General features: G+C 64.5%; 29 protein-coding genes. 7 read left to right on the forward strand and 22 right to left on the reverse strand.

Annotated elements, in window-relative coordinates:
- The first annotated feature begins 64 nt into the window (after positions 1–64).
- Positions 65–790, forward strand: coding sequence for a glucose 1-dehydrogenase (locus ON44_RS44975; RefSeq protein ID WP_040701547.1), 726 nt, complete (start codon positions 65–67; stop codon positions 788–790).
- Between the two features lie 168 nt (positions 791–958).
- Here the strand turns inward: ON44_RS44975 and ON44_RS53310 are convergent, their stop codons facing one another.
- A complete protein-coding gene (locus ON44_RS53310) occupies positions 959–1195 on the reverse strand; it encodes a PNPOx family protein (protein ID WP_245567571.1) in 237 nt (78 codons plus the stop codon).
- A gap of 26 nt (positions 1196–1221) precedes the next feature.
- On the reverse strand, positions 1222–1557 hold the full coding sequence (locus ON44_RS44985; protein WP_245567575.1) for a winged helix-turn-helix transcriptional regulator: 336 nt from the start codon (positions 1555–1557) through the stop codon (positions 1222–1224).
- 174 nt (positions 1558–1731) lie between these two features.
- Here ON44_RS44985 and ON44_RS44990 point away from each other — a divergent pair, with 174 nt between their 5' ends.
- Both ON44_RS44990 and ON44_RS44995 read left to right on the forward strand, forming a co-directional pair.
- The gene (locus tag ON44_RS44990) at positions 1732–2457 is read left to right on the forward strand and encodes a DsbA family oxidoreductase (protein WP_040701549.1); all 726 of its coding nucleotides are present in this window, start codon (positions 1732–1734) and stop codon (positions 2455–2457) included.
- A 39-nt stretch (positions 2458–2496) separates the two neighbouring features.
- On the forward strand, positions 2497–3228 hold the full coding sequence (locus tag ON44_RS44995) for an SDR family NAD(P)-dependent oxidoreductase (RefSeq protein ID WP_040701551.1): 732 nt from the start codon (positions 2497–2499) through the stop codon (positions 3226–3228).
- A gap of 131 nt (positions 3229–3359) precedes the next feature.
- Here the strand turns inward: ON44_RS44995 and ON44_RS45000 are convergent, their stop codons facing one another.
- The 16 genes from ON44_RS45000 to ON44_RS45075 all read right to left on the reverse strand — a co-directional run bounded on the left by ON44_RS45000 (position 3360) and on the right by ON44_RS45075 (position 19194).
- Positions 3360–3626 (reverse strand): hypothetical protein, encoded by a 267-nt coding sequence (locus ON44_RS45000; protein WP_245567572.1) that lies wholly within the window; start codon positions 3624–3626, stop codon positions 3360–3362.
- 159 nt (positions 3627–3785) lie between these two features.
- A complete protein-coding gene (locus ON44_RS45005) occupies positions 3786–4142 on the reverse strand; it encodes a histone-like nucleoid-structuring protein Lsr2 (RefSeq protein WP_040701552.1) in 357 nt (118 codons plus the stop codon).
- A gap of 1001 nt (positions 4143–5143) precedes the next feature.
- Entirely contained in the window at positions 5144–6148 is a 1005-nt protein-coding gene (locus tag ON44_RS45010; RefSeq protein WP_051183403.1) for a LacI family DNA-binding transcriptional regulator, read from the reverse strand.
- Between the two features lie 28 nt (positions 6149–6176).
- Positions 6177–7178: an NAD-dependent epimerase/dehydratase family protein gene (locus ON44_RS45015; protein ID WP_040701614.1), complete on the reverse strand. Its 1002-nt coding sequence runs from the start codon at positions 7176–7178 to the stop codon at positions 6177–6179.
- A gap of 14 nt (positions 7179–7192) precedes the next feature.
- On the reverse strand, positions 7193–8029 hold the full coding sequence (locus ON44_RS45020) for a mycofactocin-coupled SDR family oxidoreductase (RefSeq protein WP_040701553.1): 837 nt from the start codon (positions 8027–8029) through the stop codon (positions 7193–7195).
- 32 nt (positions 8030–8061) lie between these two features.
- Complete coding sequence (locus ON44_RS45025; RefSeq protein WP_373283309.1) at positions 8062–9192, reverse strand: cytochrome P450; 1131 nt, start codon at positions 9190–9192, stop codon at positions 8062–8064.
- A 138-nt stretch (positions 9193–9330) separates the two neighbouring features.
- Positions 9331–10065: an Rv1363c family protein gene (locus ON44_RS45030; RefSeq protein WP_051183404.1), complete on the reverse strand. Its 735-nt coding sequence runs from the start codon at positions 10063–10065 to the stop codon at positions 9331–9333.
- Positions 10066–10103: 38 nt separating this feature from the next.
- Positions 10104–11366 (reverse strand): MlaD family protein, encoded by a 1263-nt coding sequence (locus tag ON44_RS45035; protein ID WP_040701556.1) that lies wholly within the window; start codon positions 11364–11366, stop codon positions 10104–10106.
- Positions 11363–12448, reverse strand: coding sequence for an MlaD family protein (locus ON44_RS45040; RefSeq protein WP_051183412.1), 1086 nt, complete (start codon positions 12446–12448; stop codon positions 11363–11365). Before ON44_RS45040 ends, ON44_RS45035 begins: the two co-directional genes overlap by 4 nt.
- Before the next feature lie 52 nt (positions 12449–12500).
- Complete coding sequence (locus tag ON44_RS45045) at positions 12501–13616, reverse strand: MCE family protein (protein ID WP_085998746.1); 1116 nt, start codon at positions 13614–13616, stop codon at positions 12501–12503.
- Positions 13613–14665, reverse strand: coding sequence for an MCE family protein (locus tag ON44_RS45050; protein ID WP_040701559.1), 1053 nt, complete (start codon positions 14663–14665; stop codon positions 13613–13615). The genes ON44_RS45045 and ON44_RS45050 overlap by 4 nt, the downstream gene beginning before the upstream one ends.
- A gap of 7 nt (positions 14666–14672) precedes the next feature.
- A complete protein-coding gene (locus ON44_RS45055) occupies positions 14673–15710 on the reverse strand; it encodes an MCE family protein (RefSeq protein WP_040701561.1) in 1038 nt (345 codons plus the stop codon).
- Positions 15707–17017, reverse strand: coding sequence for an MlaD family protein (locus tag ON44_RS45060; RefSeq protein WP_040701563.1), 1311 nt, complete (start codon positions 17015–17017; stop codon positions 15707–15709). Before ON44_RS45060 ends, ON44_RS45055 begins: the two co-directional genes overlap by 4 nt.
- Before the next feature lie 3 nt (positions 17018–17020).
- Positions 17021–17875 carry an ABC transporter permease gene (locus tag ON44_RS45065; RefSeq protein WP_040701565.1) on the reverse strand — a complete coding sequence of 285 codons (855 nt, stop codon included), beginning with the start codon at positions 17873–17875 and terminating at the stop codon, positions 17021–17023.
- A complete protein-coding gene (locus ON44_RS45070) occupies positions 17875–18750 on the reverse strand; it encodes an MlaE family ABC transporter permease (RefSeq protein WP_373283308.1) in 876 nt (291 codons plus the stop codon). Before ON44_RS45070 ends, ON44_RS45065 begins: the two co-directional genes overlap by 1 nt.
- 9 nt (positions 18751–18759) lie before the next feature.
- Positions 18760–19194, reverse strand: a complete 435-nt coding sequence (locus ON44_RS45075) for a nuclear transport factor 2 family protein (protein WP_040701568.1) — start codon at positions 19192–19194, stop codon at positions 18760–18762.
- Positions 19195–19316: 122 nt separating this feature from the next.
- On the opposite strand from ON44_RS45075, the gene ON44_RS45080 reads away from it, so the two are divergent.
- Positions 19317–20183 (forward strand): helix-turn-helix domain-containing protein, encoded by an 867-nt coding sequence (locus ON44_RS45080; RefSeq protein WP_040701570.1) that lies wholly within the window; start codon positions 19317–19319, stop codon positions 20181–20183.
- A gap of 15 nt (positions 20184–20198) precedes the next feature.
- Here the strand turns inward: ON44_RS45080 and ON44_RS45085 are convergent, their stop codons facing one another.
- Positions 20199–20747 carry a nuclear transport factor 2 family protein gene (locus ON44_RS45085; protein ID WP_218007783.1) on the reverse strand — a complete coding sequence of 183 codons (549 nt, stop codon included), beginning with the start codon at positions 20745–20747 and terminating at the stop codon, positions 20199–20201.
- A complete protein-coding gene (locus ON44_RS45090; protein ID WP_040701572.1) occupies positions 20744–21157 on the reverse strand; it encodes a nuclear transport factor 2 family protein in 414 nt (137 codons plus the stop codon). Before ON44_RS45090 ends, ON44_RS45085 begins: the two co-directional genes overlap by 4 nt.
- A gap of 539 nt (positions 21158–21696) precedes the next feature.
- Here ON44_RS45090 and ON44_RS45095 point away from each other — a divergent pair.
- The 3 genes from ON44_RS45095 to ON44_RS45105 all read left to right on the forward strand — a co-directional run bounded on the left by ON44_RS45095 (position 21697) and on the right by ON44_RS45105 (position 23857).
- On the forward strand, positions 21697–22122 hold the full coding sequence (locus ON44_RS45095) for a nuclear transport factor 2 family protein (RefSeq protein WP_051183405.1): 426 nt from the start codon (positions 21697–21699) through the stop codon (positions 22120–22122).
- On the forward strand, positions 22119–22691 hold the full coding sequence (locus tag ON44_RS45100; RefSeq protein WP_051183406.1) for a nuclear transport factor 2 family protein: 573 nt from the start codon (positions 22119–22121) through the stop codon (positions 22689–22691). The genes ON44_RS45095 and ON44_RS45100 overlap by 4 nt, the downstream gene beginning before the upstream one ends.
- A gap of 131 nt (positions 22692–22822) precedes the next feature.
- The gene (locus ON44_RS45105; RefSeq protein ID WP_040701621.1) at positions 22823–23857 is read left to right on the forward strand and encodes an NAD(P)H-dependent amine dehydrogenase family protein; all 1035 of its coding nucleotides are present in this window, start codon (positions 22823–22825) and stop codon (positions 23855–23857) included.
- A gap of 18 nt (positions 23858–23875) precedes the next feature.
- Here ON44_RS45105 and sigJ read toward each other — a convergent pair whose 3' ends face one another.
- Positions 23876–24769: an RNA polymerase sigma factor SigJ gene (sigJ, locus tag ON44_RS45110; RefSeq protein ID WP_040701574.1), complete on the reverse strand. Its 894-nt coding sequence runs from the start codon at positions 24767–24769 to the stop codon at positions 23876–23878.
- Positions 24769–25950 (reverse strand): NAD(P)/FAD-dependent oxidoreductase, encoded by a 1182-nt coding sequence (locus ON44_RS45115; RefSeq protein ID WP_040701576.1) that lies wholly within the window; start codon positions 25948–25950, stop codon positions 24769–24771. The genes sigJ and ON44_RS45115 overlap by 1 nt, the downstream gene beginning before the upstream one ends.
- Between the last annotated feature and the right edge of the window lie 625 nt (positions 25951–26575).

A 26575-nucleotide genomic window follows, 5' to 3' on the forward strand; every position in this document is an offset into this window, starting at 1 on the left:
GACAACCTCGAATGAATTAGTCGATGCTATCAACTATCGATGTTATCGACTATTGGAGGCAGGCATGCCGGTCGCGCTCGTCACCGGAAGCTCACGCGGGATCGGCCGCGCCATCGCCGAGCGGCTCGGGGCCGACGGCGCGGCTGTTGTCGTGAACTACCACTCGGACCGATCCGCGGCAGAACAGGTCGTGGCCACTATCGAAGCCGGCGGCGGGCAAGCGGTCGCCGCGCAGGCGGACGTGGCGGATCCGGCACAACTGACCGGACTGTTCGAAACGGCCGAGCAGTACTTCGGCGGGCTGGACATTCTGGTGAACAATGTCGGCACCGCCACCTTCAGCCCGATCGCCGAGACGACCGACGACGAGTTCGACCTGATGTTCACCACCAATACGAAGGCCACGTTCATCGCCTTGCGCACGGCCGCCAACCGACTGCGCGACGGCGGACGGATCGTCGTCGTATCCTCCGGCGTGACCGCAACGCTCCGACCGGGTTCCGGAATCTACGCCGCCACCAAGGCCGCCGGCGAAACGCTCGCCCTGGTACTGGCCAAGGAACTCGGACCGCGTGGCATCACCGTCAACAGCGTGTTGCCGGGCGCCGTCCGCACCGAGGCACTCGCCGCGGCGCGCAGTCCGGCACTCACCGAACAGGTCATCAATCAGACCCCACTCGGCCGAATCGGCGAACCCGACGATATCGCCGATATCGTCGCCTTCCTCGCCTCCCCCGACGCCCGCTGGATCACCGGCCAGTCCCTGCACGCCGGCGGCGGACTCTTCTGAGCGGCAACGAGATTGCGACAGTTCGCTCGGCTTCGGATCGGCGATCGCGTCGCGGATCTAGCTGCCTGACGCTGGCGACCAACGTCGTGATCGCCTGGACCACAGAGTATTACGGGCTCGCGGTCGAGCAGATGCACCGGGCCGGGCGGCGAGGTCTTGGCCCACATCTCACCCGGTGGGATCGTTGACGGCGAAGCTGATGAGCCGGTGCGGGTGAATGCGGATGATCGCGCCGTCGAAGCCGCCGCTGGGATCGCCGTGGGCGGAGTCGGTGGGGGTGGTGAGAGCTTCGGCGTGGCCGCGGATTTCGAGCATCCGGGGCCGCCAGGGGTTGACCGAGGCCAGGTCGTCGACGACGAAGGCGACACGCCCGTTGTCGGTGAGTTCGAGGCCAACCTCAACCATCTGCACACCCGCGTCCGCCCCAGCGGTCAGGATGCGGCTGCGGTGGCGCGGGCCCGGTTGTCCCGGATCTCGTCGTGATGGTCGGAGGCCCAGGTGATCAGGGACGTGACGATCTCGAGCAGGCTGCGACTGAGTGGCGTGAGGGCGTATTCCACGCGCGGCGGCACCTCGGCATAGGCGGTTCTGGTCACGAGTCCGTCCTGTTGCAGCTGACGCAATGTGAGGGTGAGCATCCGCTGGGATATGCCGGGAACGTCGTGCTGTAGGTCGGTGTAGCGCCGGGGCCCGGCGTCCAGGACGGCGATCACCAGCATGCTCCACTTGTCCCCGATACGGTCCAGTACCTGCCGAATGAACTCCATCCGCTCGGCGGGGATGCCGGCGCAAGGCCCGCGGCCCGCGGCAACCCTTGATCGGGCTGTGACCTCCATGGCGCACATTCCTCTCCGGCACAGACATCGATGTGCCTTTTGTACGGCCTCCAATACTGGCCCATTATGGCGCTACGCACAAACAGTAGGAATTGGAGTTGAGTCATGAGGATAGAGATCTGGGCCGAGGTCATCTGCCCCTGGTGTGGTCTGGGCAACCATCGCCTGAATCGGGCGGTCGAGCAGTTCGAGCACGGCGACGAGGTAGAGGTGATCCACCGTTCGATCCCGCTGAGCGACGGCTTCCCTACCGACAGCACCATCGGCGTGCGCGAAGCCTTGCGGCACAAGCACGGCATGACCGGCGAGCAACTGGAGACGATGACCCGCCGGATCGAGGCGATGGCCGCGCAGGACGGGCTGAGCCCCTACATCGTGCTGAACAACCAGGTCGGCGACACGCGGCTGACCCACGAATTCCTCGCCTACGCCTCGGCCGATGGTAGGAACCGCGCCGCGTGGGATGCGATCTTCCGGGCGTATTTCGGTCAGACCCGGAAGATCTTCGGCCTCGATGTCCTGCTCGAACTCTCCGACGAGCTCGGCATGGAGCGTGAGCAGACCCGGCGTGTGCTCATCGAGGGCCGGTTCCGGCAGCAGGTGAACGACGAGGCACGCGACGCTCAGCGGCTGGGAGCCACCGGCGCGCCGTTCATTGTTCTCGACAGCCGGTATGCCCTGTCCGGAGCCCAGGACACGGCAACCCTGCTCGAGGTCCTGCGCAAGCTCTGGAACGAAACCCACCCGTCCATTTCGGGGACCGGCGGCGATCCGGCGATCTGCGGCTCGGACAGCTGCGCAGTCCCCGCTGGTCACCCCACCAACGCCTGACCACTCGCCCTCGCCTGGCCCATTCAAAGGAGTAGCCCTATGTCCAAAGTGATTGCCATCTTCGGAGCCGGTACCGGTCTCGGTGTGTCCGTCGCCCACCGCTTCGGGCGCGAAGGCTTCCGTGTCGCCCTCGTGGCGCGCCGCAAGGACCGCCTGGACGCACTGGTCGAGCAGCTCGCCGGTAAAGGCATCGAGGCGGCCGCCTTCTCCGCCGATCTGTCCGAGCCCGCCGAAGTGCCCGCACTGGTCGCGGCCATCCACGCTCGTTTCGGCCGCATCGATGTAATCGAATACGGGCCGATCAGCGGTGAGCAGGGCTTCACCCCGGCCGCCCAGCTCGACGCGACCACCCTGCAAGGGCTGATCCCGCTGCTGCTGCTCACCCCGGTGGAGGTGGTCCGCGCCGTGCTGCCGGAATGGACCGAGCGCGGCGACGGCGCCTTCCTGCTGACCCACGGCTATTCGGCGGCGCAGCCGATGCCCCACCTCAGCGGTGTCGGCCCGGTGATGTCCGCCGCCCGCAATTACCTGTACTCCCTCAATGGTGAGCTCGCCGACACCGGCGTCTACGCCGGCACCCTTTCCATCGGGGCGATGATCGCCCGCAGTGAGGTGGCCACCGCGGTGGTGGCCGATTCGGACTCGCTTGCGGCCTTCCCCGTTGTCGACCCGGATGACCTCGCCGAGCACTACTGGGACATGTACACCAAACGCGACCGCGTCGAGCAGATCTATCCCGAATCCCTTGCCTCGCAAACCATCACAGGGTAAGGCGACACAGTATCGACTCGGCCGGAAATTCCGATGCGTAGGTTCCGGCGTAGCTGGGCATCCGAATCACGAAGTGCCCGAATCGGATTGCCGCGACGACGGGGCATCGGGGCTTGCCTGCCGTTGCCGCATCAGCTCGTTCCTTTGCGCCCCACGAGATGAAAGACGCGACTGAGTCGGCGGTACGGGTCTCGTCGACTGGCTTCGAGTTCGACTGCGACCGTGGCCGCTACCTGCTTCGAATCGGTGGGGTCCAACTCCGCTCCACTGAACTCGAGCCAGTCGACGAACAGCCAGACCCCATACCAGCGCAGTGGCTCCACGTCCCGGCTCCGCACGAGCTCGCTGAGTTCCTCCACCGTGTCGGCTCGGCCCAGCATGCGGGTCTTATCGAGCACATCACCACTGACACCAACCGATGAAATCGGTGCTCAGCGAGGAATAGATCTCTTATTCCCGCTGTACTCGACCATCGAATTCCGCATGCGTACCCCCGGCTTCACTCGAATACGAGCGATGCCGAGCGGTCACCGAAATAGCGGGCTGTCGAGGACGGATTACTTCCCGGCGGCGTTGTAGGCGGCGACGATGTCAGCGGAGATCCGGCCGCGCGCCGATACTTTGTGCCCATTTTTGCGGGCCCATTCTCGGATAGCGAGCGACTGGTCCCGGTCCACCGTAGACCGAATGTCCTTACCGACACCTCCGGTCTTGGTCTTGGACCGGGACTTCAGCCGTCCGAGCTTGCGCGCGTTCCCCGTCCAAGGTTCCAGTGCCTCACGGAGCTTTCCGGCATTCTTTTTCGAAAGATCGATCTGATAGGTAACCCCGTCGAGGGAGAACTCAACGGTCTCATCGGCTTTCGACGTGCCATCCAAATCATCGACCATGGTAACGGTCACTTTCTTCGCCATGAGTCAGCCCTTCATGTGTGAGCATTTCTTCGGCATGCTGATGGTAGTTGCCACTATATCCAACATTGCAGCGTGATATGTCGACGTACATGAGCAGACGACAGTCTGCGGCGCACGCTGTTCGACTGCCTATTTCTTCTCACGCGGATCATCAATCGACCGGCATATCGGTGAGCAACATTTCCGACGCAAAACGTTTGCTCGCTGGACAACACCTTCCGGGGGCCACCTGGACACGGGTCGATCGTCGTGATGACCGCCTCGACAAGCTCTCGAGGCGATAGAAACCCTCCCGCGGCAACGTCGGCGAGCTGCCCGAAGAATCGGCGTCGCGCACCACCAGCAATATGGTGACAACATCGGCGGGCTCCGCCAATTACTATCGGGCCACGGTTGAGGTTTCGGAGGCATTGGTGAAGTCATGCCGCCGGGAGTACCTGTGCACTCGGCCGTGGCAGCGGCCCCACATGCGGCGTGGTCGCAGAGCGCGCCGCGGCTCGTGGATTCCCGCGCACTGCGGGTCTGGTTGATGCGCGCGGAACCCTATCTGATTGTGCTGCGGGGATATTGACGCAATCGCCGGTAAGGCCGTCGTGGATCCCGCTGGTCGCACCTCGAGAACGTGGGAGGTTGTCCCGCTGACCGACTCATGCGCGATGGGGCTGGAGGTCGGCTTGCGTCTCGCCTCCCATTACGGCATACAGCCCCTGCCGGTCGGGGTTGGTGGCGCTCGGTCTGGTCGCCGATCCCGCATCCGGTGCCGCGCACGCTCTACGTGACGGGTTGGAACGCGATGCGCTGCTCGAATAGTTGCAATCGGACATCCTCGGTTCACCGCCGAGCCGACTCGACACCGTACTGCTGCCGCCGGGGGACGGCCGGCCTCACCAACCGACCGTCACCCGTAGATTAAGCGCTTAACCATCGCCTGTCCAGAGGTCACACCGAAGCGGCCCTCCCGCCGCGAAAATTTCCGGTAGGCGATGTTTCGAGCGCCGGGTCTAGGTCGAGGCGCGCACGACGAGCCGGGCGATGTCCGTCGGCTCAGGAGCCGACGGCACCGGATACCCCAGTTCGGTGAGGACTGCCGCGATCGCGGCGGTGGCGACCGCGGTGGGATCGAACTCCACGGTGGTCAAGGGCGGTGAACTGAACGCTCCCATGGGGTTTGCGTCCACGCCGATGACAGCGAGGTCGGCGGGGCAGCGGAGTCCGGCTTCGTGGATGCCGAACAGCACCAGGCCCGCGATCTCGTCGCTCTGCGCACAAACAGCGGTCACCCCGTCGCGCACCCAGCCGGCCACCACAGTCGCGACATTGTCCGGAGTGACCTCGCCGACGGTGATGGACGGCAGATCGTGCAGGCGTGCCGCTTGGGCGACGCCCTCGAACCAATAGTCGCCCAGGGCACGCCATTTCGCGATTCCGGTATAGGCGAAGGCGATCTTGCGGTGCCCACGCGAGACCAGATGCCCGACCCGCAACGTGCCGACCGACAGCAACGGGTCCCCGAGCGCGGGCAGCAGCCCGATCTCGATATGCGGCACCTTCGCCGCGCGCACCGCGGTGCGTACGTGACTGCTCAGCGGAAACATGCTGACGACCGCGGTCGGATCGAGATTGCCGATGGCGTCGACGACCTGCTGATCGTCCTCGGTCTCGAAGATCTGCACCTGCAACAACCCGTGGCGGGCGAGTTCGGTGGTCATCCGGTTACCGGCCTCGATCGGCATATCACCGACCGCTACCCGCGGCACTACATACAGCACCACGCCGCCCTTACCGCGCGCCAGATTCCGCGCGGCGACGTTCGGCCGATACCCCAACTGTTCGGCGGCGGCGTAGACCGCTTCCCGGGTTCGCGCCGAAATCCGCTTGCCCTCGGCATTGTTCAGGACATAGCTGACCGTCGCGGTCGATACCTTCGCCAGCCGCGCGACATCGGCGTTCGTAGGCCGCGCAATCCTGTCCTCGACGCTCGACGCGTCACCCTCACGAGCGGCCATGGCCTCATGATGGCACGCCGTGCACCGCTCATCCTGTTCGCCATCCCCGTCGGCGGTGCTCGAAGAACTCCGCGGCGCGGCGGATCGAATTCTCCACCGGCTCGGGCTTCCAGCCGAGTTCACGCTCGGCCTTGCCGTGGTCGAGCGGCGACATCAATTCGGCCATACGCAAACCGACTGTGGCGAATGGGAGGTCGCGGTTCACCAAACGGGCCGCGAGGTCGTTGCCGCGGGCAGCGAGGTAGAGCATTCCCAGGGGTAAGCCGATGCGCGGTGCGCGGACTCCCACAGCATCAGCGGCGATCGCATGGACCTCGCGACTGCTCAGGTAGCGGTCGGAAACGATGTACCGCTCGCCCGGACGGCCGTGGGAGCCCGCGAGGACCATCGCACGCGCGGCGTCCTCGATCCCGACTACCTCCGAGGAGAAGTCGAAATAGAAGGGGAACCGCCCGGCGGCGACCCGGGCGATCACCGAACCGTGCGGTGTCGGCGCCCAGTCGCCGGGGCCATAGGTCGTGGACACGCACATGGCTACTGCCGGGAGGGAATTCTCCCGAAAGTAGCGCATGACGAGATCCTCGGCCGCGACTCTGGCCGCGATGTACGGACCGCCGTCGTCCCAATTGTGCGGGTCGGCCTCGGTGACCGGACCTTGGTCGCTGATGGCCAGCGTTCCCGCGGTACTGGTGAAGACGAATTTGTCCAAACCGGCCGCGGTGGCGGCGTCCAGCACATGTCGCAAACCCTCGACATTGGTGCGGAACAGGGGCGCCGGATCGCGCAACCACATCCGTGCGTCCACGACACAGTAGTAGACGACGTCACACCCCTTCATCGCCGAACGCAGTCCGGTGTCATCGAAGACGTCACCGTAAACGCGTTCGACATCGAGGTCGTCGATCCCCAGCGTCGAACTGGTGGGGCGCAACATCACCCGCACGTTTGCTCCGTCGGTCGCCAACCGCCGGGTCACATGGCTTCCCAAGAATCCGCTGGCCCCGATGACCAGCTTCTTCGACCGTGTCATAGCCGCCGACATACCTACTTCAGCATGCTGCCCGCGTCGATCGGCAAAGGTACGCCGGTCACGTAGCGGGACTCGTCCGATGCCAGGTAGAGCACCGCATTGCTGATGTCGATCGGATCCACCCACGGCACCGGAAGGGTGTGGAACATTTGGCAGATCGGCTCGAGATCCTTCGGCCCCGGGTTCTCCAGGTCGGGGCGGAACAGCTTGAAAGTCCCCTCGTTCAGCAACATATCTGTGCTGACATGAGTGGGATGCACCGAATTGACCCGGATCGAGTGCTGCCCCAATTCGACGGCGAAGGTTCGCATGAGACCGACCACACCGTGCTTGGCCGCGACGTAGTGTCCGACGTGCGGGTACGCCTTGAGACCACCGACCGAGCTGGTGAGGATGACCGAGCCGCCACGACCGGCCGCGATCATATGCGGCGCACCAGCTTTCACGGTTTTCCATACGCCACCGAGGTTGACGCCGATCATGTCGTCCCACAGGTTTTCCTCGAGATCGACCAGCAGACCACCTTCGTTGCCGATGCCCGCGTTCGCGATGATGATGTCCAGCCGACCAAGCTGCTCGACGCCACTGTCCACCGCCGCCTTCAGCGCCGCGTAGTCGCGCACGTCGACCTCGGCAGTGACGACGCGCCGACCTTCGGCCTTGACGAGATCGGCGGTGGTCGCCAGATCCGCCGGGGTCGGCATCGGAAAAGGCACGTTGTCCAGCTGTTTACAAACGTCGACGGCAATGATGTCGGCGCCCTCCTGCGCCAGCCGCACGGCGTGGCTGCGGCCCTGGCCGCGTGCCGCGCCGGTAATGAATGCGACCTTTCCTTCGACCCGTCCGGTCATGATTACCTCTATTCGTAGTGTTGATTCGTTGGTCAGGAAGTGAAGGCGGGCAACGTTTCCCAGCCGCGGACGGTCGAAGTGGGCGACAGCTTGGTATTGGCCGTGTCGACCTCCCACTCGGGGAACCGCGCCAAGATCTCCTCCAGCGCGATCCGCCCCTCCAACCGAGCCAACGCCGACCCCATGCAGTAGTGCGTGCCCACGCTGAAGGTCAGGTGTTGGCGGGTATCCCGATGGATGTCGAAAACATCGCCGTCCGTTGGGAATTGCCGGTGGTCTCGGTTCGCCGCACCGATGAGCATCATCATGACGCTGCCCTCCGGAACCGTCCGGCCGTGCAGTTCGACATCCCGGGTCACATAGCGCGCGACGTGCGGTGCGGGTGGTTCGAACCTGAGCAGTTCCTCGACCGCGTTCGGAATGAGCCGCGGATTCTCGACCAGCTCACGCCGTTGGTCGGGATGTTCGGCGAGCACCTTGCCCGCCCAACCGATCAGCCTCGTTGTGGTCTCGTTACCGGCGCCGGCTACTACATTGACGTAGATCAGCAACTCGTCGCGGGTGAGTCGCCGCACGGTTCCGGTCTCGTCCTCGAATTCCACGTTGAGCAGTTCGGTCATAATGTCGTCGGACGGGTGCTCCGCACGCCAATCGATATACGCGGAGAAGATTTCGCCGGTCGCCAGCCCCTCCGAGGCAGCCTTCATCGGCTGGCCTTCCTCGGTCCGCATCTGATCGTTCGCGAAGTCTCGGATGGCTTCCTGGTCCTCCTCCGGAATCCCGAGCAGCATGCCGATCGTGCGCATCGGCATCTGTGCGCCGATATCGGCGATGAAATCCAGCCGACCGGTGCCGACCAGCGGATCCAGGCTGCGGACGCAGAATTGACGAATCTTGTCCTCGAGTTCCCGGATCTTGCGCGGAGTGAACATGCGGGACAAGAGCTTTCGGTGGATGTCGTGGACCGGCGGATCCTCGAAGATCAGAATTCCCGGCGGCATCTCGATTCCGGCCTTGATCAGCTCGAGGATGGCTCCGCGGGCGGAACTGTAGGTGCCCGTGTCGAGCAATCCCGCATTCACATCGGCCCACCGGCTGATCGCGTAGAAGTCGTGCTGCTCGTTGTAATAGAGGGGCAGTTCGTCGCGGAGCCGCTTGAACATCGGGTAGGGATCAGCGTTGAGTTGGACATCGTATGGGTCGTAGTAGATGTCTCTGATCGCACTGGTAGTCACGGAGATTCACCTCTCCTTCTCGAATTTCGACATTGCATTTATTTGTTGGATGGCCGGACCGAGCGCCTAGGGCAGCTCGACCTTGCTCGTCAGCCACCGACCGTCGACGCGGTCCATGGTCATCAAGATGCGGTTGCGGTCGACGCGGGGCGTCGGGTTGGTCACGTTCGTGATCTCGGCGTCGACGAACAGCATGATCACGGCCTGGTTCTCGGAAGCGGACTGCACACTCGCGGCGACGACGTGTCCCTTGCTCACCGACTTGGCCTGCAGCAGCATCGGTTTGAGCTGATCCGCCGACTTGCTGTACATGCTCTTGAATTCCCCGGTCGCCCCGTTCAGGACGGTCGCGAAATCGCTGTCGATATGCGAGGAGTCGATGCTGGTCAGGGCCGTCGCAAAGTCCTGGGCGGCCGCCAACGCCGCCGTGCCCGCGGCTTGGCGATCGTTGCGGGTCTCGAGTTTCCAGCCGAACACCGCCGCGAGTATGACCGAAACCACGACGAGCAGCAGCAGGATCCCGGTCAGCGGGCGTGGCTGCAATCGGCGCCACGAGCGGCCGGATTTCCCGGTACCCTCGGCGGCGTCCGCGACCGCGACCACGCCGTCCTCAGCCGCGGCGGCGTTTTCAGTTGCGTACTCACCGGCGTCGGACGCTTCCGCGCCGACAGTCGATGGTGCCGAATCATCATGACTCTCATCGGGATTCGTGGCTGACACCGGGTCGGACACCGCACTCGCGCCGTCGGACGACACCGAGTCGTCGACCTTGTCCATTGCCATCACCGAGCTCTTGTTCATCCTTGTCTCCTGTTCACAATCGTCGTTCCCCCGATGCGCTATCCCCCTTGCACGAATGGGCCGCCGTAGGTCGGTGGTACGGAGTACGGCCCGGTCGGTGTCGGGTCCGCGCGCTGCTGCGGATCCACGCCGGGTGGGATGGTCGCCGTGTTGTCGCCGGGCGGCCGGGGCGCGTTCGCCGCGCCACGTGGCATCAGCGACGGGTCGGTATTCGTACACCGGGCGTGCAGGTAGGGTTCCGGGGAATCCGGAATGGTGCCTGGGAGGCGCGGCAGGTCGTAGTCGCACGCGTACTTCGGGTAGACACTCGCAATGGCCCACACCCCTCCGTCGTGCAGGGCCGAGATGATGGCATCGAGCGTCGAGCCGGTGCGCTGCTGTGGGAAGAAGAATTCTTGCAGCGCCGGCACGTGTACGTAGGCCATCTGTGAGGTGGTGGCCAGGTTGCCCAGCAGCTGCACCATGGTCGGCGAGTTGTCGGCGATGATCTTGTCCACGGCGGTAAGCGCGGCCGGTGTGTTGTCGACCAGGGTCTGGTAACCGCCGGTCATCGAGCCGACTCCGGCCATCGTCTGTGCCAGGTTGGCGGCGGTCGCCTGCAGCCCCGGAGCGGCGTCGCGCAGCGTGAAGAGCACTGACTTACTGTTATGCAGTAGCGAAACCGTCTGCGGCAGAACCGAATCCAGGGTAGAGAGCAGCAACATACCGCCGTCGACGATGGCGGCCAGTTTCTCGGGTGCTGCCGAACTCGCGCCGAGTTCGCGCACTATCGCCTCGATCTGGGCCGGATCCAGCTGCGCCAGCGTGCCGCTCATGCTGGCGAGCATGGTGGCCAACGTGACCGGTGTGGATGTCCGCTCTTTGGCGACGACGTCGCCGTCGGCCAGATACGGCCCGTTCTCGGATGCGGGCAGGAAGTCCAGATATTGTTCGCCAGCCGCCGACAACGAGGCAACCCGAACCTCGCCGGTACGCGGGATCCGCACACGGGAGCGGATGTCGGCAACGGCGACGACCTTCTCGCCGTCAACGCCCACCGACCGCACGCGGCCAACCCGGACGCCGCGCAGCGTGACGTCCTGACCGGGCAGCAGGCCGCCGGATTGGGCCAGTTCGACCCGCACCTGGTACTGCGACCGGAACGGATCGAGTTGCAGGGAGCCCAACAGCAGGTACCCGAGCCCGAGGACCAGAACGAGCAGTAGGCCGATGCACGAGGTCAGCAGGCGGTGGCGCGACATTTGCCGCACCGTGTACACCAGCGCCCGCGCGGGTGGTTCCAAAATTACGGCTGTTTTCATCGGCCTGGCTCGACTTTTTCTCGCAAGCGGTTGAGGGTGTATTCCAGCGACCCGATGAAGTTCACCCAATCGGTCGCGTCCGGCATTCTGGCGCCGGAATCGGTCGGAGTATTCGGATCCGGCAACGCACCGATCGCGAGCCGGGCGACATCGACATTCACGTGCGCCGACGACGCACTCGTCACTTTCATGATCAGCGGGATAAGCCCGATAAGTGCGTCGAGGTTTGCGTCAGGATTGTTCGCTGCGGTGTTCATGCCGTCGGCCAGCAAATTGACCGATTCCATCAAGCTGCGGTCGTTCGTGCCGTTCACCGAGGGGTACCGGGCAATCTGCTGGGTGATCCGGTTCACCTGCCCGACCAGATCGATGATGCCGCGGGTGTTATCGCCGATGACCTGCAGAGCCGGTCCGGCCGCGGCGAGGACGTCGCTGACGTCGGCCCGCTGCGTCGCGATCGTCGCGCTCAGATCGCCGGTCGCCGCCAGGATTTCGCGGATCCGGTCGGACCGGGTCGAGAGGTTTTTCACCAATTGCCTGGTCTGCTCGATCATCTCGGCCAGGCGGTCACCGCGACCGCCGACGGCCGCGCCGAGGCTGTTGGCCAGGCTGGTGAAGTTCTCGATGGCACCACCGTTGACGAACAAGGCCGCTCTGGTGAGCACTTCCTCGATGGTCGCCGCAGCCGACGTCGACTTCAGCGGAATTCGCGCGCCGTCGCCCAGATCGGGAGCCGCAGGATCCGGCTCGGCGGGCGGCGTAAGTGCGACGAACACGTCACCCATCGGTGTGGCCGAACGCAATTCGGCGGTGGTTCCCCCGGGCAACCGCACACCGGATTTGATCCGCATCACGACCACGGCCGTGTAATTTTCGGCCTGCATCGACTGGACTTCACCGATATCGGCGCCGTTGAGCCGGACCTTCGCTTTGGCCGGCAGGTTGAGCGCGTTGGCGAAGGTGGCCGTCAAGGAATAGCTGTCGCCGCCGATGCCCGGCGCCGGTAATGGGAGCTTGTCCAGGGTCACCGAACACGCGGTGGCCGAGCAGGCAGCGGCTGACACCGCCACCACCGCGGTCATGCGGAGAAGGCGTTGTCGCGAACCGAATTTCGTCATAATCGAGTCATCTCTGCTATTTCGGCGGTGCGCCGGCCATGACCGCGAGCATCTGGCCGATACCGAAGTCGGGACCCATATCACGCGCGGTTCCGGTCGCACAGCCGAGCTCCTTAAGCCCCAACAGGTTGCAAACCGTCTTCAGCATCTGGCCGTCGAGGAAGAACCTGTTCAAATCGACCGTGGCGCGCAGTGCGCCGATATTCTGGTCGATCGCGTTGTAGGCGTTGTCGGTCACCAGCGGAAAGACGTCGAGAAATTCCGCTAGATTGTCGTTGTAGTCGGCCATGGATTTGGTGATCGTGTTCGAATTCGAAGCCAGCGCCCGCAGATTTCCTTGATTACGCTGCAGCAGATCGGTCATCGCGATGATGATCTGATTCAGTTTCGCCCCGGTGTCCCCGGCTCCCAGGTGCTGGTCGGCGAGAATATCGCTGAGCGTCCGCACACCGGAACCGAATTCGCGCAATGCCTGATCATTGCGGGCCGCGGCCGCGGTCAAGGCATCGAGATTCTGTACGACCGAGGTAACCGCGGCACGGGTCGCGGCCCCGTTGTCCGGGCCGAGTTGCATTGCGCGCGACAGTTCGCTCATCGCATCGCGCAGATTGTTCCCGTTGTCGGCCACGATCTGCGAGCCGACGTCGAGCAGACCACCGACCGGTCCCTGGCCTTTGCCGTCCCCACCCAGCGAGGTGGACAGTTTGTCGGCCATCGCGAGCAGGCTGTCGAATTCCACCGGGGTCCTGGTTCGATCGGTGGTCAGGACAGTGTGGTCGGCCAGCGCCGGACCGTCGCGATATACCGGAGTGAGTTCTATGTGCCGGTCGGTCAGCACGGAGTCCGACACGACAACCGCCTGGGCATCGGCCGGAATCTTGACCCATTTGTCGATATCCATGGTGACGTCGACGTGCGTCGCTCGCGCCTGGATGTCGACGACTTTGCCGACCCGCATACCGAGCACCGAGACGGCGTTGCCGGTGTACAAGCCATTCGCATTCGCGAACTGCGCGGTAATCGTCATGGAGGTATCGGTCAGCCCGCCGAACGGGCCGCTGGAACATCCGGCGACCACGGCGCCGATGAGGGCGACGGTCGCCAGCTTCACTCCTCGGATCACGCTATTCATTTGCAGTCCTGGAAGTACGGTTGCTGGTTCACTTGTTTCGCGTATCCGCTCAGTGCGCACATGAAGGAGTCGATGAAGGCGCCGTCGGGCGCATTGGCCGCCAGTTCCTGGCCGGACCCCGATGCGTTCGCGAACAACCGCCACGGCACCGGCAGGATCTGCAGGATGTTGCGCAACAGGTCGTCGTGCCCGGCGATCATTGCCGTCATCTGCGTCAGATCGGTGATCAGTTGCTGGATTTCCGGCCCGTCGTCCACCGCGATGGGCTTCAGCTGTTGGACCAGAGTGGTAGCGGCGTTCAGCAGTGCTTCGATGGCCTGCCGCCGAGAAATAATTTGCTCCAATACATTTCGGCCCTGACCGACCATGGCCGCCAGTTCCGCCTGCTGCTCGTGCAGCACCTCGAGCACCTCATCGGTACCGTTGAGCAGCGAACCGATCTGGGTGCGCCGATCGGCGATCACCGAGGACAGCGACCTGATGTTGCCGAGGATTTCGGGCATCAACGCAGGTGTACCGCGCAGTTGCTCGGACAAGGCGTTCATCGTCTGCGCGACTCGATCGGCATCGATGCTGCTGAAGGTCGTAGTGGCATTCTGCAGCGCGGTTTGCAGGTCGTAGGGCACCTCGGTGCGAGACAGCGCGATCGAATTGCCGCGCAGGTGCCCCGCCCCGGCGGGACGGAGTTCGACATAGCGCGACCCCAGCAGCGTCGTCAGTTTGATGGCGGCCCCGGTATCGGATCCAAGCGGTAGGTCGCGCCGCAGCTTCATGGTCACCACCACGTGGTCCCCGGCCAGCCGCGTCCCGGTCACGGTGCCGACCTGGATACCGGCGAGGGTGACCGCATCGCCGGAGCCCAGACCTGCGGCCTGCGCGAAATCGGCCCGGTAAGTCTGCTCACCGAGGTGCAGTGAATTCACGAATACCGTCACCCCGACCACCACCGCGACCACGGTGACCGCGACCAAGCCGATTCCCAGTTTGCTGCGGTCCTCGAGCGGGCGGCCGCGCATCCGCTGCCACACAGTTTTCAGTCGTCGTATCATCGCTGCCTCACCTGCAGATCGCCGAGTTCTCGACCTTGCCGCCGGGGTTGCTCGCCCCAAGAATCGCCGCGAGCAGCGGATCGAATCCGGGCAGCATGCTCACCTGCACATCGCAGGGGTAGGCGTCCACATAGGCGCCGTTGTCGGTAACGCGGGCCATTCCCTTCAGCAGGAACGGCAAATTGAAACCCAGCTCGGCGAACTTCTGCTTGTTGTCCATGAAGTGCTGGGCGAATCCCGGTTGCCGATCGACGAACGCATTGATCGAGGGACTGGCACCGCGCACTACTTCCGCGGCGCGGCCCAGCACTCCGGAGATCGAATCGACCTGCTCGAACAGGACATCACGCTGCTGCGCCAGCGCGTCGAAGATCCTGCGCGTCTGCTGCAGCACCGTCTTCAGGTTGCCGCTCTGCTTGGACATATCACCCAGTACCGCACCGAGATTGTCGATCACCTGACCCAGCATCTGGTCCGGCCCCGCGAATGCCTGTGCGAGCGAGGCGGTTTCGGCGATCAAGGTGGTGATCGCACCATCGTCACCTTGCAGTGCCCGCACCACCGCGGCACTGATGTTGTCGACCTGTTGCGGATCGAGCACGCTGAACAGTGGCTCGAATCCGTTGAGCAGCTTCGAAATATCGAACGACGGCTCGGTGTGCTCGACCGGGATCTGCCCGCCTGTCGGTAACACCTTCGGATCACCGAATTCCCGCAGCGACAGTCCGATATAGCGCTGCCCGATGAGATTCTGATAGGTGACCGACGCTGCCGTGTTGCCGTACAACACCTGGCCCCGCTGGACCTCGAAGGTCACCTTCGCGCGGGTGCCCTCGAGTTCGACGGCTTTTACTCGGCCGACTCGCACCCCGGCCATGCGCACGTCGTCGCGCGCATGCAATCCCGATACGTCGGTGAAGATCGCGGAGTACGTGTCGGTCTGCCCGCTGACGTCACGTGACAGCGTGACATACATCATCCAGGTCAGCCCGACCGAGACCACCAGGAACAAGATCAGGCCGAGCAACGGTTTGCGGTAGCTCATCGCGGCTCTCCTGTCGGGGCATCCGGTGCCGGGGTGAACTTCACGTCGTTGCCCCTGAGTAAGGGGCCGAACAGGATGTCGGCCGCGGTATTGGGCCCGCCGCCGAGAATCGATGCGATCTGCTGCTGCTCTTGACTGCTACCGATCGGACCCACATTTCCCCCGATCGGAGACGAATAATTCGCCGGTGCTGCAGCCGCATTCGGGCCGATGATGGTGGGCCCCCCGACCGGGGCCGTGCGGCAACTCGGCCCCTCGAGATCGCCGTAGCGCGGGCAATCGGCGCGTGTGTACTGCCGATGCGGCGTCAGCTCGACGATGACCTTGGCAGTGACGTTCTGATCCGCGGTGTCCCACAGCCCGAGAAACGTCCGGGCCAGCCGGGTCTGCGAAGTGGTCATCTGGACGAAATTGCGACTCCCCACGGCGATAGTGCCGACCACCGGGGACAGCTTCGCGGTCATGTCGGTGATCGTCGCCGTGTTGTTCTCCAATGCCGAGCCGATCGTTTCGGAGGTGGACAGACCACCCGTCAGCAAGGTCGCCAGCTGGTCTCGGTGCTCTGCCACCGCACGCATCGGCCCCACCGCGTTGTGCACCGCGCTCATCAGGTCGGGCGCCGAGTTGCGAAGTCCGGCAAGAGCATCCGATAGTGCACCGAGTGTCGAAGCGGTCCCGTCGGGAGCCATCGCCGCATTGAACGCCTCCGCGATACGGGTCAGTTCGGCACCGGCCCGAATGGCCTCGGCGCCGCGGCCGCTGGTGGCGCGTTCGACGACGGCCAGGAGCCCGAGCGCCGGATCCGATTCCGAACGCCCTGCGGCGGCGACGATTCGGCTCAGCGCAGTCAAGGATGTCTGCAGCCGGACCGTATCCAGGCTCTGGTCTTCGGGAATGTGCGCGCCCGCGGCGAGCGGTGCACCGCCGCCCTGGTAGACCAGCTGGACCGACGGCACCGCGAATACGTTGCTCGGCACCACACGTGCGGTCACCGTCGCCGGAATCCCCCGCACATATTCGGGTTTCAGATCGATCTGCACGTAATTCGGGCCGCCGTCGCTGGACGGCGTCACACTGTCGACCTGACCGACCAGAATGCCCTGATATTTCACATCCGATTTCACCGGCAGGCCGTCACCCACATTGACCAACACCGCTGTGACGCGAACGGTCTGCCGGAATACGCCTTGCGATCTGGCGATCATCAGGACCGCGGCCGTGGCGACGACCAGGAGCAAGGCAATCCCGCGCAGAAGCAGCTGCCAGTCGGGCAGGACCTTGCCGTCGGATTCGAACGCAATCGACATCTTTTACCCACTGATTCTCGCGCCGGCGTCGAAGCCCCACAGCGTCATCGTCATCAGCAGATTCACGAAGATCATCGCGGTGATGCTCGCGCGCATCGCACGCCCGGCCGCCACGCCGACCCCTTGCGGGCCGCCCGAGGCGTAGAAACCGAAATAGCACTGGATCGTCGTGGTAATGATGACGAAGACGACAGCCTTCGACAGCGAATAGATAATGTCGGTGCCGCTGAGCACCAGGCGGAAATAGTGTTCGTAGGTACCCGGTGACTGGCCGCCGGACAGACCGACAACGATTTCGACGGCCAGGTAGCTGGACGCGAGGCAGGCCAGGTACAGCGGAATCATCGCCACTATCGAGGCCAGCATCCTCGTGGTGACCAGATACGGTATCGGGCGGATCGCTATCGAGTCGAGAGCGTCGACCTCCTCCGCGATGCGCATGGATCCCAGCTGCGCGGTGAAGCGGCAGCCCGCCTGCGCGGCGAAGGCGATCGAGGACATGATGGGCGCCAGTTCGCGGGTTACCGCCGTCGAAGCGATCATCCCGGTAGCCGGTGCCATGCCCAGCAGTTTCAGTGCGCTGAAGCCCTCGATGGCGACGATCGCCCCCGCCGCGGCACCGAGCACGAGAACGACCTGCCCGGTTCCGCCGCCCACGACGATGGAGCCGTTTCCCCACGTCACATTCGACAGAATGCGCAGGAACTCCGTGCGATAGTGCCGCAGCACCACCGGAATACCGCCCAGCACACGGCCGAAGAAGGTGACCATGTACCCCAGCCGCATGACCGGAACCGCCATCGTGGTCCCGGCTACTACGACCGGCCGGATTCCTGGCGGATAATAGCGCGACGCCATCAGAGCGTTGTCCTAGGAAAGAGGATGGTGTACAACTCGGTGAATCCCGCATTCACCAGCATGAGCATGATGATGGAGGCGACGACGGCGGCGTTGACGGAGTTCGCGACGCCTCCTGGACCACCCTTGGTGCTCAGGCCTTTTTCACAGGCGACAACGGTGACGATGACGGCGAAGACCACGGCCTTCACCATCGCCAGATAGAGGTCGCCGATCCTGGCGAAAGAGGAGAACGTAGCCAGATAGCTGCCCGAGGTGCCGCCCTGGACATAGACGTTGAATAGGTATCCGGCCAGAAATCCGACGAAGGAGCTCAGAACCGTCAGCCCGAGCGCAACCACGATGCCTGCGGCCAAGCGGGGCACCACCAGCAGCCGCAGTGGCGAGACGCCCATGACCTCCATCGCGTCGATCTCTTCGCGGATCGTGCGCGCTCCGAGGTCCGCGCAGATGGCGGATCCGACGGCCGCGGCCAACAGAATGGCTGTAACCATCGGCGCCGCCTGCCGGATCACCGCCAGGCCCCCCGCGGCACCAGCCAGCGAGGTCGCCCCGACCTGCCCGGCCAGCAGCCCGAACAGGATCGACATCGTCGCGCTGATCGGGATCGCCACGGCAATGGTCGGCACGTAGGAGGTCTTGGCCATGAACACCGCCTGGAACACGAATTCACGGAACGGGAACTTGCCCGTGACGATGTCGACGAACAGGTACTGGATCGCCCGCACGGCCAGGACGACCTGCCCGCCGACGGTCTCCAGGGACGCACCGGGATGACGGCGCAGATATCCGCGCGCCCACAGCTCGATCTCACGGACCGCCGACCGCTCGGCGATCTCGCCCGAAGTCACCGGCGTCTTTGCCCGTGCCATCATGAATTGCCTCTATCTCTCTGTGGTGCCGGACTCTTCGGTGATCAGCCGAGTCAAGGTGAGCGAGGCGAGTTTCCAGTCACCGCGGCGACGCACCCAGCGTTCGTGGTAGTGCCCGTACCCGGTCAGTGCCGACCCGTCGTCCCACACGACACGGTCCTGCATGGCCCAGACGACGCGGGCCTCGTCGCCGTCGGCGTCGATCAGCGGCGTGTGGACCTGGTGGGCGGTGCGGGCGCCGGTAAGCGCGGTGCGGATCATCGCGACGGCGTTGTCTCGCCCGGTGATGACGGGGACGCCGGTGTTGCTGTGGCTGACGTCCAGTTCGACGTCCGGGGTCATCAAGTCGGTGAGGGCTGCCCAGTCCTGGGTGTCGACGGCCAGGCAATAACGCGCTTTTGCCTGCGTCAGTTCGTGGACGGTGATGAGAATGTCCGGTGTAGCCATGGATGATGTGTTTCCCTCGGTTTGCTTCGCGAGTCACCCTCAGGTACTGTTATCGAATATTCGATAATCTCTATCAGATATTCGATGGTTCGACCGTAGGGCAGAGCGGGAAGGGAGTCAAGATGCGTGGTGCCATATCTGCACCGACCGCGCGTGTCGTAGATGTCGTGGAGTTGCTGGCACGTCGCGGCAACGTGCGGCTCCGCTACAGCGACATCGCGCGCGAGTTGGATATGACCCTGGCCACCACGCATGCGATCTTGAAGACCCTGTGCGATCGCGGGTGGGTCACCCGCGATCCGGCCGGGAAGGCCTACGCGCTCGGACCCGGGCTCGCCGTCGTGGCAGCGGCGGTGAATACGCGCCCGTTCGTCGAGGCCGCGCGGGCCGCCGCGGTCGGACTTACGGCCGAATTCGGTTATGCCGCATCGGTAACCGAGAAGGTCGCCGACTCGTTGGTGATCACCGCGTTCGAAGGCGGCGAGCGACCATGGCCCGGTGATCGCATCCCTTACGCGCCGCCGTTCGGCGCCGTGTTCGCGGCCTGGGACATCGCCGAGGAACGCCGCGCCTGGATCCAGCGGGCCGCGTCGACGAATACGGCGATCGCCGAGCGCCTGAACGAGGCGCTGAACCGGATTCGCGGCCGCGGATTCGATGTGGACTACACCTCACCCGCTATCGGACAGGCCGCGAGCCTCATCGGCACGCTCGACACCGGCACGATCGCACTCCCATCGAACATCCAGGAAACCCTCGACCAGCTACGCGTGGAATTCACCACGCTCGGATTTCCGGACGTCACCTCCGCCCAGCCCCACCCGGTATCCGCCATCACCGCGCCGGTACTCGACCCGCAAGGACACGCGGCGCTGCTGCTCTCGGTCCACCCTCTCGGCGAACTCCCGCCGGAACAGACCGAGACCATCGGCCAGCACCTGATCCGGATAACGACGACGATCACCGGCGTCGCCCGGTCCGAGGCCTGACCGGGCGACGCGGTCTCACATGCCGAACAGTTTCGCCTCCGCGAGCGGGTCGAGGTAGAGCCGAGTGAGTTTGGAGCTTTTGATGCGCCAGCGGTCACCGTCGAGTGCATAGGTTTCGTGGTAGTGCCCGAATCCGATGACTCGGACGTTGCCGGGAAAGATCAGCAGATCCTGCAGCGCCCACACCCCGGTTGCGGTACTCGGTGACTGCACCTCGATTTCGGGCATGTGCCCGTGATGGACGGTCCGGGCAGCACCGATGGTCAGCTTCAGATAGGAGATGAAGGCATCAGCGCCGACCGTGACGATGCCGGCCGAGCCGGTCGTGTCGATCACGACGTCCGGCATTACTTGCTGCTTCAGCAGATCCCAGTCCTTGGTATCCACCGCCCGAAAATAGCGCGCCTTGACCTGCTTGATCGCGTAGACGGCCGCTACCGCAGCCGCAGGGTCCGGCGGCGCCGCATCATCCGGGTCCGCAGATACACGTGCCGACACCGCTGCAGCCAGACCGAAGGCGGCCGCCCCGGTCCCGATCATGAAGGTTCGCCGCGTATGGGTCATGACTGGTCCGCCTGTAGGCGAAGCGATTTGATGCCCGTGATCACCCATCGGCCGTTACGAATGCCGTAGGTGTCGTTGTGGTGGCCGAATGCCAGGAAGCGTTTGCCGTCCGGCTTGACCAGCAGCACCTGCACTGCCCATGTTCCGGTCGCCGCGCCCGCAGCGGTGATCTCGATTTCGGGCATGTGCCCGTGATGGACCGTCACCGCGTCGCCGTAATCGCGTTGCAGCGCAGCCACGTAGTTCGACGCACCCGTGACACGGGTACCACCCACCGCCGTCGTATCCACATCGATGTCATCGGCGAGGACGGAGCCGAACGCCGCCCAGTCCTTGGTATCGAGAGTGCGGCAATAACGCGCTTTGAGCGACTCGATCGCATTGATCGCCTGCAATGTGTCCGGATCCACTGCGGTTCCTACTCTTCCTGTTGTCGACGATCGCGACTGCGGCACCGTCGTGAAGAAGTTCCCGCGGCAGAGCATGCAACGATCATTATCGATTATCCGATACGCAGCATCGAATAATTGACAGGACCTTAGGCTGGCCGGTGAAAACGCGTCAAGCCCAAGGACTCGCCGTTCCCGTCACTCACAGGCGGCGACGGCGTGAACCCGAGCGAAGCCTTCGACCAGGAAGTCGGCCTCGACACCATCCCCGACGGCCGCCGGTCAGCGGACACGCGCCAGGCCCCCGAAGCGCCGATCCGCCCCCACCCCTGTCAGATCGATTCGGGCAGCTCCCGCCAAGGACGGTGACTCGCGAAGCGACCAAGGACCCCGTAGTGCTGGCCGACCGTCCCGACTTGACGCGTATTCACCGCCAGCCTAAGGTTTTGTCATCTATTCGATAGATCATATCGAATATTCGATGCACTGCGTTGGCCTGCCTCTGGAATTCCCTTCATGACGACGCGGCGGGTCGCGATAGTCGACAACCAGGAAGGCGAGTGGAAACCGCGGTGGATCCGCAGACATTGCAGGCGATCAACGTGATCGAATCGCTCAAAGCGCGTTATTTCCGCACTCTCGACACCAAGGACTGGTCCGCCTTCGGCACCGTCCTCGCCGACGATATCGATGTGGATACGACGGCGGTGGGTGGTGACCGTATCCGGGGAGCGTCGAACCACGCGGCGGCGCTGCAAACCGATTACGGCGACGCGGTAACGGTCCATCACGGGCACATGCCCGAAATCGAGATCACCGCCGTGGGTGCGGCCACCGGGACGTGGGCGGTGCAGGTGCTGCTGGTCAAGCCGGACGGCAGACGCTTGCTCTCGTTCGGCCACGATCACGACACCTACGGCATTCGTAACGGCCGATGGGTGATCACGGGCATCAAATCGACTCGCCTGCAGGCGGACCAGTCATGACATACACGCGCCTAACCGTCATGACCGAGACGACAGCCCGCGTTCCGGCTCACATAGCGGCGGCGGATCGTGTCGAATCCGCCGCCGCAGTAGCGGCTGTCCACGCGATCAAACAGCTCAAGGCGCGGTATCTCCGAGCGGTCGATACCAAGGACTGGTGGCTGCTCGAGCAACAGGTAATGCCCGACATCGCGGTCGACATGACAGCCTCGGCCGGAATCAGGACGACCGGCGTGGACGCCTTGATCGGCTATCTTCAGGCCACCATCGGTCCTGTCCGGACCGTCCATCAGGGACACATGCCCGAAATCGAGGTGCACACACCTGCCACCGCGACCGGAGTGTGGGCGCTGCAGGATCTCCTGATCTGGCCCGACACCATCCGAGGCAGCGGATTCGGGCACTACTACGAAACCTACACACTCGACGGTGACCGCTGGCGCATCAGCAGCACCACACTCACTCGGCTCTACCTCGACCCGACGGCAGCACAGAGACTGTTTCGGAGCAGCCGGCGATATCGGTGGAGTCTCGGCCGATGGGCAGCATCCTTCCGCCGGCGTCGATGATCTCGATGGTGGTTGTCGAATACGAAGTGCTACAAGGCATTTGAGGACAACAGAAGATGGATCCGACCGTGACACCGGCCTCCAGCCACCGAGACGAAACGAATCCCTTGCCGCACATCACAATCGAGCAAATGGCGCGACGGTACCGGGTGGTCCAGTGGGCCACCGGGAATGTCGGCCGACCAGCTCTGCGCGCCCTCATCGAACATCCGACCCTTACGCTGGTCGGGGTCCATACCCACACTCCGGACAAAGTCGGCACCGATGCGGGCCGCCTGTGCCAACTGCCGACAGACACCGGGATCACCGCCACCGGCGATATCGCCGAAATCATCGAGTTGGGCGCCGATTGCGTGGTGTACACGCCGCGCGTCTTCGACATCGACACCGTCTGCCGACTGCTGGCCACCGGCACGAATATCGTGACCACCCACGACATCTTCCATCATCCGGCCAGCATGGATCATGCCCTGTACGCACGTGTGGAGGCGGCGTGCTGGTCCGGTGGAGCCTCGATCCACAGCACCGGTCACAGTCCCGGCTTCATCACCGAAACAATGCCCATCGCCCTCGGCTCGATCCAACGACGCCTGCACCGCATGCTAATCGACGAATACATCGACCTCACCGACTCCGAAACACCGTGGACGCTGCTCGGCATGGGCTTCGGCACAAGCCAAGCGACATTCGAACCGCACCGCCTGACCCAGGCCGGCCGCGCAATCGGCCCATCACTGCGCTTGGCCGCCGACGCTTTCGGGCCGCCACTCGACGCGATCGATGTCCGCGGCGAACTCGCCACCGCGAACCAGGACGTCCAGGTCGGCGCCGCCGTGTTTCGCAAGGGAACCGTTGTCGCACAACGGATCACAGTCTCAGGCACACGCCGCGGCCAACCGCTGCTGCAGTTCCGCTCGACCCGCTACTGCAGCGCCGACATCAGCGCCGACTGGTCACTGCGCCCGACCGGATGGCATATCTCGGTCGAGGGTGACACGCCCCTCGAGGTCGACCTGCGGCCCGGGGAAGCGTCGGTCCACGCGAATGCGGCATCGCCGACCTACGCGGCCAACCGCGCCGTCAACACCATCCCCCACCTCTGTGCCGCAGCACCGGGCATCCGCACCGCCATCGACCTGCCACCCATTGCCGCGGCACTGTGGTGAGCGCAGACGGGTTGTCGGCTACCGGCTGATCTGACGTGGAACCACCGTGGCGAGTTTGTCCGGATTGCGGATGGCGTAGAAGTTGGTGATCTTGCCGTCGATGATCTCCATCAGGAAGACGCCTTCCAGGCGGTCGTCGCTGTGGACGGCCATCGCAGGCGTGTTGTTGCAGTTGACCATCTCGATCCGCAGGTTCGGCGTCTTCCTCGCCCGATGGAACAGATCCATAAGGCGCGCGGCCACCTTCTCCGCACCCACCACCGGCCTGCGCGCCGCGATGGCCTTGCCGCCGCTGTCGGCGGTCCAGATGGCGTCCGGTGCGAGCAGCGAGAGCAGCGGCTGCGTGTCACCGGTGGCCGCCGCTGTCATGAACTGCTGCGTGATCTGCGCGATCTGCGCCGCGTCGACGGGTTCGAAACGTTTGCGACGCGCCTGCACATGTGAGCGGGCGCGGTGCGCCACCTGGCGCACCGTCATCACGGATTTGCCTACCGCTGCGGCGATGTCGTCGTAGTCGAAGCCGAACACCTCGCGCAGCACGAACACCGCACGCTCATCGGGCGTGAGTGTTTCGAGCAGCACGAGCATCGCCATCGACACCGACTCGGCGAGCACCACGTCAGCCGATGCGTCGTGCTCGTCGAGCAGCAGCGGCTCGGGCAGCCACGGTCCGATGTAGTCCTCGCGGCGGCGCGCGCCGGCCCGCACGGCGTTGAGCGCCTGACGAGTCACCAGCCGCGCCAGATACGACTTGGTGTCGCGCACCGTCGCGAGGTTCACCTCGGCCCACCGCAGATAGCTGTCCTGCAGCACATCGTCGGATTCGGTTGCCGAGCCGAGGATTTCGTAGACGATCGTGAACAGCAGCGGCCGCAGCACGGTGAACCGCTCGGCATGCTCGTCGGTCATCATCAAGAGGTAACCATTGGCGCAGCGGAGGCCGACTGCGCGGGACGCGGACCGCCCTTGGGCCAGATCAGCGAACCCGGCTTGCGGGCCTCACGACGTATCTTCCACACCGCGACCTTGCAGGTCATCTCCTTGATTCTCGCGCCCATGCGGCCACCGATGTAGAGATTGACGGCGATGTCGTCTTTGCGGGCGAGCTGTCGGATGCCGACGCGACGGCCGAGGCTGACGCACGCCCCTGTCAGGGCAAGGTCGAGCACCGCGGGTTCGGTCCCCGCGATGCGGCTCAGCACGGTATCGGCGGCCTGCGCGCCGAGCGGTCCCGCGCCCTGGCAGCTCATCCGCAGTGGCCGGCCCGACGGTGCGGCGGCGTCGCCGGTCGCCACAATGCGGTCGTCGTCGATACTGGTCAGGGTCTCGTCGGTGAGCAGCCGACCCAACGCATCGGTCCGCAGCCCGCTCTCGGCCGCCAACTCCGGCACGCCGAAACCCGTTGTCCAGATGGTGAGTTCGCTCGGACGCACAGCACCGTCGGCGAAGACGACCGCATCCGGCCCGACCTCGGTCGCCACGGCGGCCTCGAGCACGGCGACACCGTGCCGCGACAGCCACTTGGCGACGTACCGGCGACCCGGCGCGCTCAGCGAAGGCATCAGGGTTCCGCCGCACACCAGCGTGACCGTGCGTCCCTGTTCGGCCAGTTCGGCGGCCGTCTCGATGCCGGTCGGTCCGCCGCCGACCACGGTGACCGGAGCAGCGAACGGCAACTCGTCCAGCCTGGCACGCACCCGCTGCGCGGACTCGAATTCAGCGATGGGGAAAGCGAACTCGGCCGCGCCGGACACCGACGATATCGCCGCGGTGCTGCCGACCGCGTAGATGACGTGGTCATAGTCCAGCACGCGCCCCGACGCCAGCCGCACCATACGGGCAGCGGTGTCGATCCGCGTGGCGCTGTCGACAACCAACCGGATGCCGTCGCCGAGGAGCGTGCCGTAGTCGATCGTCGTGTCACCGGTTCCGGCCACGAACTGGTGCAGCCGGACTCGGTCGACGAATTCCGAGCGTGGATTGACCAGCGTGATATCGACATCGGTGCGCATCCGCAGATGGTTGGCCGCGAGCGTCCCGGCGTAACCGCCGCCGATGACGACGACCTTGTGGAGTGTGTCGTGTTCAGTCATACCGTCGAGACACCGCGGACCGCCGAAACATGACACCGACATGACGTGACGTGCGTCACTTCACTCGAGGGCGCGAGACGCCGACCATCCCCGGATATCCGGGCCGACACCGGCCACGGACCGCGAGAACCATTGCGGCATAAAACCAGTCGGAACTGCCGACTACCGTGGGCCGGAAGGAACGCCTGGCTGCTCCAGCGCGCAGGGACCGCGGATCTCAGTGCAATCGGATGGGCGATGGGGCAGTCGGATCGAAGCCGATCATGGAGCAGATTCGCGCCCGCACCCAGGGCGGTGGCCGAATTCAGGAGGGTGGTCAGGCCTTGGTCGCTCAGCGATGTGAGCGCAGCGGAGACCTTGCTGTGGCGATATCGCCGCGTCGAGTCGGACATGTCGACAGGGTCCCCGCGATGCGGCACAACCCCCACCGTACCTGAGGCTCGAGGCTCATTCCTCGAACGGCCGCAGCCGAGACACGATGTGGCTCAGCACATCCGGCGGTGCCGCTGATCGCAGGGCCGGGCGTGCGCGGGGGTGATCCACGACACCTTCATTTCGTTGGCGCAACCAATGAAACCTTGTATAGTTGGCTATACCAATATTGGCGCTACCAATGAAAGAGGAC

The sequence above is a fragment of the Nocardia vinacea NBRC 16497 genome (assembly GCF_000308835.1).
GTDB lineage: Bacteria > Actinomycetota > Actinomycetes > Mycobacteriales > Mycobacteriaceae > Nocardia > Nocardia vinacea.

Coding starts and splice junctions, on each gene's coding strand:
- ON44_RS45020 (WP_040701553.1), bottom strand. CDS start 8,029: ATGACCGGACGGGTCGAAGGAAAGGTCGCATTCATTACCGGCGCGGCA.
- ON44_RS45115 (WP_040701576.1), bottom strand. CDS start 25,950: ATGACTGAACACGACACACTCCACAAGGTCGTCGTCATCGGCGGCGGT.
- ON44_RS45080 (WP_040701570.1), top strand. CDS start 19,317: ATGCGTGGTGCCATATCTGCACCGACCGCGCGTGTCGTAGATGTCGTG.
- ON44_RS45085 (WP_218007783.1), bottom strand. CDS start 20,747: ATGACCCATACGCGGCGAACCTTCATGATCGGGACCGGGGCGGCCGCC.
- ON44_RS45045 (WP_085998746.1), bottom strand. CDS start 13,616: ATGAATAGCGTGATCCGAGGAGTGAAGCTGGCGACCGTCGCCCTCATC.
- ON44_RS45010 (WP_051183403.1), bottom strand. CDS start 6,148: ATGGCCGCTCGTGAGGGTGACGCGTCGAGCGTCGAGGACAGGATTGCG.
- ON44_RS45070 (WP_373283308.1), bottom strand. CDS start 18,750: ATGATGGCACGGGCAAAGACGCCGGTGACTTCGGGCGAGATCGCCGAG.
- ON44_RS45075 (WP_040701568.1), bottom strand. CDS start 19,194: ATGGCTACACCGGACATTCTCATCACCGTCCACGAACTGACGCAGGCA.
- ON44_RS45065 (WP_040701565.1), bottom strand. CDS start 17,875: ATGGCGTCGCGCTATTATCCGCCAGGAATCCGGCCGGTCGTAGTAGCC.
- ON44_RS45030 (WP_051183404.1), bottom strand. CDS start 10,065: ATGAACAAGAGCTCGGTGATGGCAATGGACAAGGTCGACGACTCGGTG.
- ON44_RS45035 (WP_040701556.1), bottom strand. CDS start 11,366: ATGAAAACAGCCGTAATTTTGGAACCACCCGCGCGGGCGCTGGTGTAC.
- ON44_RS44985 (WP_245567575.1), bottom strand. CDS start 1,557: ATGGAGTTCATTCGGCAGGTACTGGACCGTATCGGGGACAAGTGGAGC.
- ON44_RS45040 (WP_051183412.1), bottom strand. CDS start 12,448: ATGACCGCGGTGGTGGCGGTGTCAGCCGCTGCCTGCTCGGCCACCGCG.
- ON44_RS45105 (WP_040701621.1), top strand. CDS start 22,823: ATGGCGCGACGGTACCGGGTGGTCCAGTGGGCCACCGGGAATGTCGGC.
- ON44_RS45060 (WP_040701563.1), bottom strand. CDS start 17,017: ATGTCGATTGCGTTCGAATCCGACGGCAAGGTCCTGCCCGACTGGCAG.
- ON44_RS44995 (WP_040701551.1), top strand. CDS start 2,497: ATGTCCAAAGTGATTGCCATCTTCGGAGCCGGTACCGGTCTCGGTGTG.
- ON44_RS44990 (WP_040701549.1), top strand. CDS start 1,732: ATGAGGATAGAGATCTGGGCCGAGGTCATCTGCCCCTGGTGTGGTCTG.
- ON44_RS45055 (WP_040701561.1), bottom strand. CDS start 15,710: ATGAGCTACCGCAAACCGTTGCTCGGCCTGATCTTGTTCCTGGTGGTC.
- sigJ (WP_040701574.1), bottom strand. CDS start 24,769: ATGATGACCGACGAGCATGCCGAGCGGTTCACCGTGCTGCGGCCGCTG.
- ON44_RS44975 (WP_040701547.1), top strand. CDS start 65: ATGCCGGTCGCGCTCGTCACCGGAAGCTCACGCGGGATCGGCCGCGCC.
- ON44_RS45050 (WP_040701559.1), bottom strand. CDS start 14,665: ATGATACGACGACTGAAAACTGTGTGGCAGCGGATGCGCGGCCGCCCG.
- ON44_RS45005 (WP_040701552.1), bottom strand. CDS start 4,142: ATGGCGAAGAAAGTGACCGTTACCATGGTCGATGATTTGGATGGCACG.
- ON44_RS45025 (WP_373283309.1), bottom strand. CDS start 9,192: ATGTTCAAGCGGCTCCGCGACGAACTGCCCCTCTATTACAACGAGCAG.
- ON44_RS45100 (WP_051183406.1), top strand. CDS start 22,119: ATGACATACACGCGCCTAACCGTCATGACCGAGACGACAGCCCGCGTT.
- ON44_RS53310 (WP_245567571.1), bottom strand. CDS start 1,195: ATGGTTGAGGTTGGCCTCGAACTCACCGACAACGGGCGTGTCGCCTTC.
- ON44_RS45015 (WP_040701614.1), bottom strand. CDS start 7,178: ATGACACGGTCGAAGAAGCTGGTCATCGGGGCCAGCGGATTCTTGGGA.